Source organism: Algibacter sp. (assembly GCF_029245835.1).
Classification (GTDB): Bacteria; Bacteroidota; Bacteroidia; order Flavobacteriales; family Flavobacteriaceae; genus Algibacter_B.
On sequence record NZ_JAQWOO010000090.1, the window covers coordinates 1 to 14,184 of the forward strand.

The window sequence follows — 14,184 nt, forward strand, 5'->3', positions numbered from 1 at the left end:
GTTAGTCAAAACTATATTTATTATCAGAATACAAGCAACACGTTATATGTTAAAAAATTAAACAGTGCTGTTAGAAAGCTCTCGTTAATCAATATGCGTGGACAAGCAATTATGGAGTTCACAGATGTTTCTAGAGAGCGACTAGAAAACGGCATACAATTCAATAATGTTTCCACAGGCGCTTATGTTGTATGTATGCGAACAGAAGCAAATGAGGTGTTAACTAAAAAGGTTATTGTGAAATAATTTAATAAATATCAAATTTTTTAAAAAGACTACTTTTTTGAGTAGTCTTTTTTCGTTTTAAAATTAATGTTTTAAGTATAATTCATTAAATTCGCGAACTTATAAGAATCAACAAGAAATGAGCGCGAAATTTCCTGAATATAAAGGACTTGACTTACCAAATGTAGCTAACAACATACTGCAATATTGGCAAGAAAAAAACATCTTTGAAAAAAGTGTTTCTACCAGAGAAGGCAAAGAATCATTTGTGTTTTTTGAAGGACCACCTTCAGCAAACGGACTTCCTGGAGTACACCACGTTTTAGCACGTGCTATTAAAGATATTTTTCCACGCTATAAAACCATGAAGGGTTACCAGGTGAAGCGTAAAGCAGGTTGGGATACGCACGGATTACCTATTGAATTAGGTGTTGAAAAAGAATTAGGAATCACTAAAGAAGATATTGGTAAAACGATTTCTGTAGAAGATTATAATGCTGCTTGTAGAAAAGCAGTAATGCGCTATACAGATGTTTGGAATAACCTAACTCAAAAAATGGGGTATTGGGTAGATATGGACAATCCATATATTACTTACGAACCTAAATACATGGAATCTGTTTGGTGGTTGTTAAAACAGATTTACAATAAAAAATTAATATATAAAGGCTATACCATTCAGCCTTATTCACCAAAAGCAGGAACAGGTTTAAGTTCGCATGAGTTAAACCAACCAGGAACCTATCAAGATGTTACGGATACTACGGTTGTTGCTCAATTTAAGGCAATAGAAAGTACCTTGCCTGAAACTCTAAAAAAGTTTGATCATTTACATTTTCTGGCTTGGACAACTACACCATGGACTTTGCCTAGTAATACGGCATTAACTGTTGGTTCTAAAATTGATTATGTTGTAGTAGCAACTTATAACCAATATACTTTTGAACCCATTCATGTTATTCTGGCTAAAAATCTAGTTGGAAAACAGTTTACAGGTAAATATCAAAAAGCAGAAGATGTTTCAGAGCTCTCTAGTTATTCAAAAGAAAACAAAAAAATACCTTATTTAATTGCATCAGAATGTAAAGGCGAAGACCTAGTCGGAATTAAATATGAACAACTTTTAAAATACGCACTTCCAAACGATAATCCTCAAGATGCATTTAGAGTTATTTCTGGAGATTTTGTAACTACTGAAGATGGAACAGGAATTGTACATACCGCACCAACTTTTGGAGCAGATGATGCTTTAGTTGCAAAACAAGCAAAACCAGAAGTGCCACCGTTATTGGTTAAGGACGAAAACGATAATCTAGTACCACTAGTAAATTTACAAGGTAAATTTAGACCAGAAATGGGTGAATATGCTGGTAAGTATGTGAAGAACGAGTATTATAATGAAGGCGAAGCACCAGAGCGTTCAATAGATGTTGAGTTGGCTATTAAATTAAAAGAAGAAAACAAGGCCTTTAAGGTTGAAAAATATAAGCACAGTTACCCAAATTGCTGGCGTACAGATAAGCCAATTTTATATTATCCATTAGACTCGTGGTTCATCAAAGTAACTGATGTTAAGGAGCGCATGTTTGAACTTAACGAAACTATAAACTGGAAACCTAAATCAACTGGTACTGGTCGTTTTGGTAATTGGTTGGCAAATGCAAACGATTGGAATTTATCGCGTTCGCGATATTGGGGAATTCCGTTGCCAATTTGGAGAACTGAAGATGGTAAAGAAGAAATTTGTATTGGTTCTGTTGAAGAGCTTAAAACTGAAATGCAAAAAGCCGTTTCAGCAGGTGTTTTAAAAGCAGATATTTTTGCTGATTTTGAAGTTGGAAATAATTCCGAAGAGAACTATGCTAAAATAGATTTACATAAAAACATTGTTGATGAAGTAGTTTTAATATCAGCAACCGGTCAAAAAATGTTCCGCGAAAGCGATCTCATTGATGTCTGGTTCGATTCTGGTTCTATGCCTTATGCACAATGGCATTATCCGTTTGAAAATAAAGATCTAATTGATAAAGGAACAACTTACCCTGCTGATTTTATTGCAGAAGGGGTAGATCAAACTCGAGGGTGGTTCTATACACTCCACGCTATCGGGACTATGGTTTTTGATTCGGTTGCCTATAAAAACGTCGTGTCTAACGGATTGGTGTTAGACAAGAACGGACAAAAAATGTCTAAACGTTTAGGAAACGCCGTTGATCCCTTTGAGACTTTAGGAACTTATGGTGCCGATGCTACGCGTTGGTATATGATTTCAAACGCTAATCCTTGGGATAATTTAAAATTCGATTTAGAAGGTATTGAAGAAGTGAAACGTAAGTTTTTCGGAACGCTTTACAATACGTATTCATTTTTTCAGTTATATGCTAATCTAGATAATTTTAATTACGGTGAAGCTGATATTCCTGTAAATGAAAGACCAGAGATAGACCGTTGGATACTTTCAGAATTACACACATTAATCAAAAAGGTAGATGCTTTCTATGCGGATTATGAGCCTACTAGAGCGGCAAGAGCTATATCTGATTTTACACAAGATTATGTAAGTAACTGGTTTGTGCGTTTAAGCAGAAGACGTTTCTGGAAAGGCGATTACCAAAAGGATAAAATTTCTGCATACCAAACACTTTATACCTGTTTGCTAACTATTGCTAAGTTAGGCGCTCCAATTGCTCCTTTTTTTATGGATAGATTGTATTTAGATTTAAATGCAGCTACAAAAAAAGAAAGTTTTGAAAGCGTACATTTATCAAATTTCCCAGTTTTTGATAAAGCTTTTGTTGATAAGTCTCTGGAGAACAAGATGGAAAGTGCTCAGACTATATCCTCTTTAGTACTGTCTTTAAGGGCTAAAGAAAAAATAAAAGTAAGACAACCATTACAAAAAATAATGATTCCTGTTGATAGTGAATCTCAAAAAAATGAAATATTAGCGGTTGCAGACCTTATAAAATCTGAGGTTAATGTAAAAGAAATTGAAGTTTTAGAAGACGCCTCTGATATTCTGGTAAAACAGATAAAACCAAATTTTAAAGTCCTTGGACCTCGATTTGGAAAAGACATGAAGGCTGTGGCTCAGGTCGTTAATAACTTTACTGCAGACGATATTAAAAAAATTGAACAAAATGGTATTTTAGACGTCGAAGTTAACGGAAAAAGTATTACTTTAGAACGTACAGATGTTGAAATAACATCACAAGATATTGAAGGGTGGTTGGTTGCAAATGAAGGTGCTTTAACGGTAGCTTTAGACGTAACTATTACAAACGATTTGCGGAAAGAAGGGATTGCTAGAGAGCTGATAAATAGAATTCAAAACTTACGTAAAGATTCTGGTTTTGAAGTTACAGACAGGATTGATGTAACCTTTCAAAAAGACCAACAAGTAGTAAATGCCGTAGATTCAAATATGACTTATATAAAATCAGAAACGTTAACAAATAAAATTGAAATAATAGATAAATTAGAAAATGGTATAGAAATTGCTTTTGATGATGTAAATACCAAACTATTTATTCAAAAACATTAAAATTATGGGAGAGAATACCGTAAGATTTCCAGACAGTGACTTAGCAGAATTCAAAACGCTAATCACAGAGAAAATAGCAAAAGCACAACACGATTTAGAGTTGATTAAGAGTGCTTATATGAACGACCATAATAATGGTACAGAGGACACATCGCCACAATTCAAGGCTTTTGATGAAGGAAGTGCAGTTATGAGTAAAGAGTCGAATTCGCAATTAGCCATTCGTCAAGAAAAATTTATTCGCGATTTAAAAAATGCATTGATTAGAATTGAAAACAAAACATACGGTGTTTGTCGAGTTACAGGTAAGTTAATAAACAAGGAACGTTTAAAACTAGTGCCTCATGCTACCTTAAGTATTGAAGCTAAAAACATGCAATAAATTCCTGTGAAGATAGGAGTCTAAAGAATTTCAATTATAATCGCTTTAATTTGTTTAAAGCGATTTTTTTTATTTTATCGAACACAGGTTAAATGACACTAAAAAAATCTATAATCTTAATTATAATTATTTTACTAATCGATCAGATTAGTAAAGTATATATAAAAACAAACTTCGTACTTCAAGAGAGTGTTGATATTTTTAGCTGGTTTGAAATCATATTTGTTGAAAACGATGGTATGGCTTGGGGCACAAAAATTAGTGATTTTGTTACATTTATATCAGATAGAACAGCCAAAGTGATTTTAACTTCATTTAGAATAGTTGCTATTTTCGGAATTGGCTATTGGCTTTACGATACCACAAAAAAAGAGAGTTCTAAAATATTAATTATTGCCATAGCTTTAATATTTGCAGGTGCTTTAGGGAATATTATAGATTCTGTGTTTTATGGTGTTTTATTTGATGATAGTTATAATCAAGTGGCAAATTTCCTGCCTGATGCAGGAGGGTATGATGGTTTATTGCACGGTAAAGTTGTAGATATGCTTCACTTTCCATTATTTGAAGTAGACTTACCAAAATGGTTTCCTTTTTATGGTGGAAAACGTTTTAGCTTTTTCGATCCGGTTTTTAATATCGCCGATATGGCTATAAGCACTGGGTTTATTATGTTAATTGTATTTAACAAGAAGGCGTTTTCGAATAAATAAAAATAACTAAAACTTATAAACCTCCTCAGCCGTTACACAATAATCCAACTGTACATCACTCTCAAAAACATCGGTAATAGTATCTTCAGCTTCAAAAAAAGAAAGTCCAACTTTAACTGTTTCAGGTTTGCAATGAGATAAAAAACGGTCATAAAATCCTTTACCATAACCCACACGATTTCCAGTTTTATCAAAAGCCAATAATGGGATAAAAATAACTTCAATCTTATCTGTTGCAATTTGGATACCATCAACAGGCTCAGGGATATTATAATTATTTTTCTTTATTACCGTATTATCAGTCAAAAGAAAATGCGTCATATTTCCCGTTTCAAAATCACTTTTAGAAATTAGAATATTTTTGTCTTTACCAGATAAAATATTCAAAATATAATCCGTATTAACTTCCTTCTGTTCTTCAATCGCTAAAAAAATATGATAAAACGAATAATCCCAAACAGGAAGTTTTAAAATCTGATTTGAAATAGCTAAACTCAAATTATTAATCTGACTCTCAGATAAACCTTTCCGATGTTTTTTATATGTTTGCCTTAATTCTTTTTTGGTCATAAATTACGTCTTAAGTATTGTAGTAATATTAAATAATGCATCACCCTGATACACAATAGGTGATTCATTTACGTTAATAATATATCCAGCATTCGAAGCTTTAACCGCATAGTTGAATTTGCCATAGGGGTCGGTAATATTTCCTAGAATACTGCCTTTTAAAACAAACAAGCCAATGTCTGCGGATGCTTTAAACATCCCCGAATGGGCAGCACGTAACCATCGGCTATCAGTAATAAAAACACAATCTTTTTTAGGCTTTGACGATTTAAAGTTAGTTCGTAACATCCCCAAATGTTTTAAAACACGTTTAGAACCGTTAACTCCAGAATTGGTAACAACATCATCAATATGAAACGATTTTCCACCTTCAAAAAGCAATAAGTCTTTACCCATTTTAAAACAGGTTTTTCTAAATGATTTAGATAAATTTTTAGAATATAAAACAAAAGGCGCTCCAAAAATCTCAGCCAATTCGTTGAGTTTAGAATTATTTTTGGCATATCGCAATTGAGGTGCGTTAAAACGTCCTGAACCACCCGTATGAAAATCAATAATTAAATCTACATGCGGAATAACATCTTGTGTTAATTTATGCGCAACTCTACCAGCAAGAGACCCCGATGGGCTTCCAGGGAATACCCGATTTAAATCTCGACCATCTGGAAATTCGCGTTTTAAATTTATAAACCCAAAAACGTTAATAACGGGCATACAAATAATAGTACCACATTTTGGTTTATTAATTCCTTTGGCAATTAGTTGTCTAACAATTTCAACGCCATTAACCTCGTCGCCATGTATACCTGCGGTAAACAAAACCTTAGGGCCAGGTTTTTTTGCACGCTCAATAATAACAGGTAAATTAACAGGTGTTGAGGTATGCAAATTTGCAACATCAAAGCTAACTTCTTTACTCTCACCTAGTTTTACTTGTTCACCTAAAATGTGTAATATATCGGCTTTTGTATCGGGCATTTATTTAGTATTTTTTTCAATAAAAGAAATAATCGATTTAGCAATATTACGTCCAGTTGCGGTTTCAATACCTTCTAAACCAGGTGTAGAATTTACTTCCAATAATAAAGGTCCTCTTGCAGATTGTAACATATCTACACCGCAAACAGGAAGTTTTAAAGCTTTCGATGCATTCATGGCTAATTTTAATTCATCATGGTTAAGTTTAATAATATTAGCAGAACCACCACGATGTAAATTAGAACGAAATTCGCCTTCTTTTCCTTGGCGTTTCATAGCGCCAACAACTTGCCCATCAACTACTAAAGCACGTAAATCTGCACCACCAGCTTCCTTAATAAACTCCTGAACAATAACACGAGCTTGTAATCCGTTAAAAGCTTCTAGAACCGACTCAGCAGCATTTTTAGTTTCCGCTAAAACCACACCCAAACCTTGTGTGCCTTCTAAAAGTTTAATAATAACAGGTGTTCCGCCAACATGTTCAATGACCTCTTCAACATCTCTAGAATAGTTTGTAAACACCGTTTTAGGCATCCCAATTCCAGCTTTACTTAAGCGTTGTAAACTACGCAGTTTATCTCTAGAGCGTTGTATGGCGTCTGATGTTACGATGGTAAAAACCCCCATTTCTTCAAACTGTCTTACCACAGCACAACCATAAAAAGTAACCGAAGCCCCAATTCTAGGTATTATCGCATCCACATAGTCTAAATATCTATCTTTATAATAAATAGTAGGCTTTTCTTTTTCAATAATAATATCGCATTTCAGAGGGTCAATTACCTCCATTTTGTGCCCTCTTTTTTCGCCCTCTTCAACTAGGCGTTCTGTAGAATATAAATTTCCGTTTCTAGACAGTATGACTATGTTCATTTTATTTTTTTCTATTAGTGTTAAAAGAAACGTTTTCTAAATCTACATCAACCATAAATTTTTGCCTTAAAAATTGCCTGCCTATCAAAACCGGAAATTTCATAGCATCTCTTGTGCTTAAAGTTAAGTTAATCTTATACGTTTTACCAAAAAATACCACCTCAGATTTTACTTTATATCTATTTTCTTTAAAACCGTTGCTACTTTTCACGTCAGTTCGCCAAAAAGTATCAAAAATAATCTCCGTTTTACCAAAATTCTTATGCACATTACTATTAAAAATACACAGTAGCGCATTGTCAATCTCAATAATTTCAGAACAATGTATGGTTGAGGTGTACGCTCCCGTATCCATTTTCACATCAATATTGAATAATCCCAATTTCGGGAAATCAACAATATCAGAGCGTCCTACAATTTTTTTACTCATTTTTTTTAATACAATTTGGGCGTTACCCTAAAGGGTCGGGCTTTACATTACAAGTCCTCGCTCCCAAAAGGTCGCTGTGGGCTTTCCACTGCAATCCCTAACGCAAACCAGTCCGCAGTCTTCAGTCATCAGTCAAAATAATATCCGCAAACTTGATAGCTTCCGTCTCCTGTCTTCCGGTCTAAGCCTTTTTTTTAAAAGTGGCGCAATGTAGATAATTTATCGATTCAAAAAATAAAAATCTTTTAAAATTTCAAAACGTTAAATCGTATGTAATTTCAGCGTAAAAAACATTAAAATAATTACCTTTACAATAATGGATACCCCTGATTTAGAGATACAATTAAAAACCTTACCGAATCAACCCGGAGTTTATCAATATTACGATAAAGAAGGGACTATTATATACGTTGGTAAAGCCAAAAATTTAAAAAAACGAGTAAGTTCGTATTTTACCAAAACCCACGAAAATGGGAAAACACGCGTTTTGGTTAAAAAAATTGCGAACATAAAACACATTGTGGTCGAAACCGAAACCGATGCACTTCTATTAGAAAATAATCTCATAAAAAAACATAAGCCACGGTATAATGTGCTTTTAAAAGACGACAAATCATACCCATGGATTTGTATAAAAAAAGAACGTTTCCCAAGAGTGTTTTCCACACGTCGCATATTTAAAGATGGTAGTGATTATTTTGGGCCATACACCAGTGGGAAAACCGTGTATACGCTTTTAGATTTAATTCGTGGCCTTTACAGTCTGCGCACTTGTAACTTCAATTTATCAGAAGAAAAAGTAGATTCGGGAAAATATAAAGTTTGTTTAGAATACCATTTAGGTAACTGTAAAGGCGCTTGCGAAGGGTTAGAAACCGAAGAAGCATACAACGAAAACATAAAAGCCATAAAAGAAATTTTAAAAGGAAACTTTAAAGATTCACTGTCTCAATTTAAAACGCAAATGAAAGAGTATGCTGCAAATATGCAGTTTGAAGAAGCACAAAAAATCAAAGAAAAAGTTGAAGTTCTAGAGAATTACCAGTCAAAATCCACCATAGTAAACCCTAAAATTAGCAATGTAGATGTGTTTTCTATCATGAGCGACGAGAGTTATGGTTACGTTAATTTTTTACAACTATCATATGGTTCTATCATCCGTTCGCATACTTTGGAGATAAAAAAGAAATTGGACGAAACCGATTTGCAATTATTAGAATTGGCCATTACAGAAATAAGGCAGCGTTTCAATTCCAATTCCAAAGAAATATATGTGCCTTTTAAAGTCGATTTAGGTGAAGGTTTAAAAGTAACTGTGCCAAAATTAGGCGATAAAAAGCACATTTTAGACTTATCACTACGTAACGCCAAATATTTTAGAATGGAGCGTTTTAAACAAATAAAAATTGTAGACCCAGATAGGCATGCTAACCGCATCATGGCACAAATGAAGGCAGATTTACGACTTTCAGAAGAGCCAAGGCATATTGAGTGTTTTGATAATTCAAACATACAAGGCACACATCCAGTAGCGGCTTGCGTGGTATTTAAAAACGGAAAACCAAGCAAAAAAGATTATCGTCATTTTAATATAAAAACGGTTGAAGGTCCGGACGATTTCGCATCTATGGAAGAAGTGGTGTATCGCAGATACAAACGTTTACTAGATGAAAATCAGCCTCTGCCACAACTCATTATTATTGATGGCGGAAAAGGGCAATTATCATCCGCATTAAAAAGTTTAGAAGCTTTAGGATTACGAGGAAAAATAGCTATTATAGGAATTGCAAAACGTTTAGAAGAATTATTTTACCCAGACGATCCAATTCCATTATATTTAGATAAGAAAAGCGAAACCCTAAAAATTACACAGCAATTACGAAACGAAGCGCATCGTTTTGGGATAGAGCATCATAGAAATAAACGTAGTAAAACAGCGTTAAACACAGAGCTAGAAACTATTACTGGCGTAGGCGAAAAAACAGTTGTTGAATTATTGAGACATTTTAAATCGGCAAAACGCGTTGCTAATGCTAAATTAGATGAGTTGGAAGCGGTTGTTGGTGTGTCGCGAGCAGAAAAGGTTTATAATTATTACAATGACAATGAGAAGTAAATAACTTAACCTGCGAGGTTTTAAAAACCTTGTAGGTTTCAAATAAACTGGAAGTATTTAAATGATAGAAACTTTTGAGTTGAGAGATAAACCAGAATTAAAGATAACTTTGAGTGAATCTGGAATCGAAATTAGTGATGCTTCTCAACCAAAAAATAATGGAATATTTTTATTCAATACCATAAAAAGTATTGAATTAAATAACAAAAAGACAAATTGGTTCATAACAATTTTTAGTTGGATTATGTATCTCTTTGCTAGTGAGTTAGATAATAAATAATATAAAGATAATGCGAATTTAAAAATAAAGACAGTAAATCAAACATTAAAAATATGGTTAAACAATACTGATTTTCAAAAAGCAGAAAGGATTATAAAAATAATTAATAATAAAAAATATAAAACACCCCTAAAGTCCCCTCGAGGGGACAATCGTCCTATTTAACTGAGTAAATTGTCCCTTGAGAGGACTTTAGGGGTGTAAAAACAAATAACAATAATGGTTAAAGCATTTCTATAAAGCAATATTTTAAAACCTATTAAGTAAAATCAAAACTTGAACAAAAAAAGCATCATATTAACCCTATTCTTAATCGCTTCACTTTCCGCGAAAGCGCAAAATAAAGTACAAGAAAACACTAAAGCCAAAGTAGGTTTGGTATTAAGTGGTGGTGGTGCAAAGGGATTAGCACATATTGGTGTTTTAAAAGTAATAGATAGTTTAGGCGTAAAAGTAGATTACATAGCAGGAACCAGTATGGGCTCAATAATTGGAGCGTTATACGCATCAGGTTATTCCGGGAAACAATTAGATTCTGTTTTCCAAGAAATTGATTTTGATAATATTATTAATGATTACTTACCACGCTCATCCACTGCTTTTAGTGAACGTGCTAATATGGAGAAGTACGCTGTAAAATTGCCGTTTAACGATTTTAAAATAAAATTACCTTCCGCACTTTCAAGAGGGTATAATACCTATGGTTTATTTTTAAAACTTCTGATTCATGTCAATTCAATTAATGATTTTAGCAAACTACCTATACCATTTTTCTGCATTGCAACAAATGTTGAAAACGGGAAGCAAGTTATTTTAGATAAAGGTAATTTAACACAGTCTATAATGGCAAGTGGTGCATTGCCTTCGCTATTTCAGCCCGTAACTATTAATGATGAAATTTTAATTGATGGCGGTGTAGTAAATAACTACCCAGTAGACGAATTGCGTGCTAAAGGTATGGACATCATTATTGGTGTTGATGTACAAGACGGGTTAGCAACACGTGAAGAGCTAAAATCTGCACCAGAAGTTTTATTTCAAATTAATAACTTTAGAACGATAAACGATATGAAACTTAAGGTTAAAAAAACCGATGTTTATATCAAACCTAATATCAAAGATTTTAATGTCGTCTCTTTTAATGAGGGTAACAAAATCATTAAGTCTGGCGAATTTGCTGCATTATCTAAGTTAAATCTTTTATGGGAACTAGCTTCCGAAACGCCTAACATAAACCAAAAGGTGAAATTACAAGTCATAGATAGTTTAACAATAAGTAATATTGATATAAAAGGCAATATTAATTACACAAGGGCTTATATTTTAGGAAAACTGAAATTAAAAGTAGATAAAAAAATAAGCTATAAAGATTTCAATAAAGGTATTAATAACTTAGTAGCAACAAATAATTTCGCTGCTTTCGAGTACGAGTTAAAAAACACAAACCAAGTAGAGAATTATAATTTGATAGCAAAGGTAAAAGAAAATCAGGTAAATACATTTTTAAAACTAGGACTTCACTTCGATGATTTGTATAAAAGTGCTGCACTCGTAAATCTTACAAAAAAGCAGTTACTTTTTAAAAATGACATTGCATCTTTAGATCTTGTTTTAGGCGATAATGTGCGTTACAATTTTGAGTATTTAATTGATAAAGGTTTTTATTGGAGTGTGGGATTAAGATCTAGGTACAATCAATTTGATAAAGAGATTAATGCGCAGTTATTGTTAGATGATGCCCAAATTATAACAACAGGTCTAAATAAAATAGATGTAAAGCTTAGGGATCAAACCAATCAGTTTTACGTGCAGACTCTATTTAGGCGCGATTTTGCATTAAGTATTGGGTTGGAGCACAAACGCCTAGAAATATATTCTGAAACTATTTTTGGAGATAATTCAAATGAAGATTTTCTGTTTGAAAAAACAGATTATATGAGTTTATTTGGGAATTTAAAATTAGATACTTACGATAATAAATACTTCCCAACAAAAGGGGTGTATTTTAATGGTGATTTAAATATATATTTGAACGCATCTGGTTTTGTAGAAAATTTTGAAGAATTTTCAGTAGCTAAGGCTGAAATGGGTTATGCCTTTAGTGTTTCAGATAAATGGGCTTTTAATTTACAGACTAGTGGTGGTTTTAAATTTGGAGATAAATCTAATAGAACCCTCGATTTTGCTTTGGGCGGTTATGGGAATAATTTTATAAACAATTTTATTCCTTTTTTGGGTTATGATTTTATTTCGTTAACAGGAAATAGTTACGTAAAGTCTTCGGCAATAGCTGATTATGAAATTTTTAAAAAACATCACCTCACTTTGGAAGGGAATTGGGCTAACGTAGATGATGATATTTTTGATTCAGGTGAATGGTTTACACTTCCAGATTATAGAGGTTATGCTCTAGGATATGGAATAGAAACGTTTCTGGGACCTATTCAAGCTAAATATAGCTATTCGCCAGAACAAAGAGCAAGCTCGTGGTTTTTTAATATTGGATTTTGGTTTTAATAGAAAGATTTTTCATTTCCTCGAAAGCATAAATTTTCATAAAATTATCCACTAGGTAATTATCAATATTTTTTACGATATTTGTGTTACTATGACCCGCTTTTGGAAAGACTTACTATTACATCTTCACTATCTCATCAAGAGAAATCCTGAATGAACATACTTTTCGTATCTTTATAAATACGAGATATTTAGCATCTTAAGATCAGCTTAAGGTTTCTTTTTTACTCAATTTTTAAAAACTTAAAGTATGCCTTTTTATCATAAATTAGGAAATATTCCTCATAAACGACACACTCAATTCCGGAAGCCAGATGGTAGTTTGTACTACGAACAGTTATTTGGAACTATTGGGTTTGATGGTATGTCAACAAACAGTTATCACGAGCAACGGCCTACGCAGGTTAAAGAAATAAAAAACCAATACAGTGTAGCGCCAAAAATTGCGAAAGTAAATAATATAAAATCGTATCGTTTAAAAGGCTTTCAAGTAAAACCAGAAAACGATTTTCTAGAGAGTAGAAAAACGGTTTTAATTAATAGCGATTGTGCTATAATATTAGCAGCGCCAAAAGAGTCTACAACAGATTATTTTTATAAAAATACCGATGCTGATGAATTAATTTTTGTACACAAAGGCACAGGGAAATTAAGGACCATGTTAGGGAATCTCGATTTTAAATATGGCGATTACTTGTTAATTCCAAGAGGAATCATTTATAAAATAGATTTTGATACTGAAGATAACAGGTTGTTTATTGTAGAATCTCGCAGACCCATTTATACACCAAAACGTTACCGCAATTGGTTTGGGCAATTGCTAGAACATTCGCCGTTTTGCGAACGCGATATTCGCAGGCCTTACGAGTTAGAAACCAATAACAAGAGTGGTGACTTTTTAATTAAAGTAAAAAAACAAGATGATATTATAGAAATGGTTTATGCTTCTCATCCTTTTGATGTGGTTGGATATGATGGTTATAACTATCCGTATGCCTTTTCAATACACGATTTTGAGCCTATTACGGGGCGTATTCATCAACCGCCACCAGTGCATCAAACTTTTGAAACCGATGCTTTTGTAGTGTGCAGTTTTGTGCCGCGACTTTATGATTATCATCCACAATCCATACCAGCGCCATATAATCATAGCAATATTGATAGCGATGAGGTGTTGTATTATGTTGATGGCGATTTTATGAGTAGAAACGATGTTGAAGAAGGGCATATTTCATTACATCCAGCTGGTATTCCGCACGGACCACACCCAGGAGCCACAGAACGAAGTATTGGAAAAACAAATACAGACGAATTAGCAGTAATGGTTGATACCTTTAAGCCACTTATGCTTACCGAAGAAGCTATGAAAATAGCTGATGATGATTATTACAAATCTTGGTTGTAAAGCCTCCCCTAACCCCTCCTAAGGAGGGGGACTGATTACTCAGAATATGAGTTTTCAGTGAGATTAATAAAATAAGAACAGATTGTAAATAAATACTCAAATTCCCGCTTTGAGTTTCTTCCCTTTGGGGAGATTAAGAGGGGCTTCT

12 protein-coding genes are annotated in these 14,184 nt (G+C 33.3%); 8 read left to right on the forward strand and 4 right to left on the reverse strand.

Annotation, left to right across the window (positions count from 1 at the left end; all coding sequences use genetic code 11):
• The 4 genes from P8K68_RS13985 to P8K68_RS14000 all read left to right on the forward strand — a co-directional run.
• Positions 1-246, forward strand: a 246-nt coding sequence (locus P8K68_RS13985; protein ID WP_300252267.1) for a T9SS type A sorting domain-containing protein, incomplete at its 5' end; no start/stop codon positions are given.
• Positions 247-364: 118 nt separating this feature from the next.
• Positions 365-3,769, forward strand: coding sequence for an isoleucine--tRNA ligase (gene ileS, locus P8K68_RS13990; RefSeq protein ID WP_300252269.1), 3,405 nt, complete (start codon positions 365-367; stop codon positions 3,767-3,769).
• Positions 3,770-3,773: 4 nt separating this feature from the next.
• The gene (locus P8K68_RS13995; protein WP_300252271.1) at positions 3,774-4,151 is read left to right on the forward strand and encodes a TraR/DksA C4-type zinc finger protein; all 378 of its coding nucleotides are present in this window, start codon (positions 3,774-3,776) and stop codon (positions 4,149-4,151) included.
• A gap of 92 nt (positions 4,152-4,243) precedes the next feature.
• The gene (locus P8K68_RS14000; protein WP_300252274.1) at positions 4,244-4,864 is read left to right on the forward strand and encodes a lipoprotein signal peptidase; all 621 of its coding nucleotides are present in this window, start codon (positions 4,244-4,246) and stop codon (positions 4,862-4,864) included.
• 6 nt (positions 4,865-4,870) lie between these two features.
• Here the strand turns inward: P8K68_RS14000 and P8K68_RS14005 are convergent, their stop codons facing one another.
• Genes P8K68_RS14005 through P8K68_RS14020 form a run of 4 tightly spaced genes read right to left on the reverse strand, consistent with a single transcriptional unit; the run spans position 4,871 to position 7,718 of the window.
• On the reverse strand, positions 4,871-5,434 hold the full coding sequence (locus P8K68_RS14005; RefSeq protein ID WP_300252276.1) for a 5-formyltetrahydrofolate cyclo-ligase: 564 nt from the start codon (positions 5,432-5,434) through the stop codon (positions 4,871-4,873).
• Between the two features lie 3 nt (positions 5,435-5,437).
• Positions 5,438-6,412 carry a succinylglutamate desuccinylase/aspartoacylase family protein gene (locus P8K68_RS14010; RefSeq protein WP_300252278.1) on the reverse strand — a complete coding sequence of 325 codons (975 nt, stop codon included), beginning with the start codon at positions 6,410-6,412 and terminating at the stop codon, positions 5,438-5,440.
• Positions 6,413-7,288, reverse strand: coding sequence for a 30S ribosomal protein S6--L-glutamate ligase (gene rimK / locus P8K68_RS14015; RefSeq protein ID WP_300252281.1), 876 nt, complete (start codon positions 7,286-7,288; stop codon positions 6,413-6,415).
• Position 7,289: 1 nt separating this feature from the next.
• Positions 7,290-7,718 carry a RimK/LysX family protein gene (locus tag P8K68_RS14020; RefSeq protein WP_300252282.1) on the reverse strand — a complete coding sequence of 143 codons (429 nt, stop codon included), beginning with the start codon at positions 7,716-7,718 and terminating at the stop codon, positions 7,290-7,292.
• A 316-nt stretch (positions 7,719-8,034) separates the two neighbouring features.
• On the opposite strand from P8K68_RS14020, the gene uvrC reads away from it, so the two are divergent.
• From uvrC to P8K68_RS14040, 4 genes are all read left to right on the forward strand, one after another.
• Entirely contained in the window at positions 8,035-9,834 is a 1,800-nt protein-coding gene (gene uvrC, locus P8K68_RS14025) for an excinuclease ABC subunit UvrC (RefSeq protein WP_300252285.1), read from the forward strand.
• Between the two features lie 61 nt (positions 9,835-9,895).
• Positions 9,896-10,114, forward strand: a complete 219-nt coding sequence (locus P8K68_RS14030; protein ID WP_300252288.1) for a hypothetical protein — start codon at positions 9,896-9,898, stop codon at positions 10,112-10,114.
• 276 nt (positions 10,115-10,390) lie between these two features.
• Complete coding sequence (locus P8K68_RS14035) at positions 10,391-12,631, forward strand: patatin-like phospholipase family protein (RefSeq protein WP_300252291.1); 2,241 nt, start codon at positions 10,391-10,393, stop codon at positions 12,629-12,631.
• A 250-nt stretch (positions 12,632-12,881) separates the two neighbouring features.
• The gene (locus tag P8K68_RS14040) at positions 12,882-14,036 is read left to right on the forward strand and encodes a homogentisate 1,2-dioxygenase (RefSeq protein WP_300252293.1); all 1,155 of its coding nucleotides are present in this window, start codon (positions 12,882-12,884) and stop codon (positions 14,034-14,036) included.
• Positions 14,037-14,184 lie beyond the last annotated feature (148 nt).

Bases quoted from the DNA above. Each gene is read 5' to 3' on its own strand.
- P8K68_RS14020 (WP_300252282.1), bottom strand. From the start codon at position 7,718: ATGAGTAAAAAAATTGTAGGACGCTCTGATATTGTTGATTTCCCGAAA.
- P8K68_RS14010 (WP_300252278.1), bottom strand. From the start codon at position 6,412: ATGCCCGATACAAAAGCCGATATATTACACATTTTAGGTGAACAAGTA.
- P8K68_RS14005 (WP_300252276.1), bottom strand. From the start codon at position 5,434: ATGACCAAAAAAGAATTAAGGCAAACATATAAAAAACATCGGAAAGGT.
- P8K68_RS14000 (WP_300252274.1), top strand. From the start codon at position 4,244: ATGACACTAAAAAAATCTATAATCTTAATTATAATTATTTTACTAATC.
- uvrC (WP_300252285.1), top strand. From the start codon at position 8,035: ATGGATACCCCTGATTTAGAGATACAATTAAAAACCTTACCGAATCAA.
- P8K68_RS14040 (WP_300252293.1), top strand. From the start codon at position 12,882: ATGCCTTTTTATCATAAATTAGGAAATATTCCTCATAAACGACACACT.
- P8K68_RS14030 (WP_300252288.1), top strand. From the start codon at position 9,896: ATGATAGAAACTTTTGAGTTGAGAGATAAACCAGAATTAAAGATAACT.
- ileS (WP_300252269.1), top strand. From the start codon at position 365: ATGAGCGCGAAATTTCCTGAATATAAAGGACTTGACTTACCAAATGTA.
- rimK (WP_300252281.1), bottom strand. From the start codon at position 7,288: ATGAACATAGTCATACTGTCTAGAAACGGAAATTTATATTCTACAGAA.
- P8K68_RS13995 (WP_300252271.1), top strand. From the start codon at position 3,774: ATGGGAGAGAATACCGTAAGATTTCCAGACAGTGACTTAGCAGAATTC.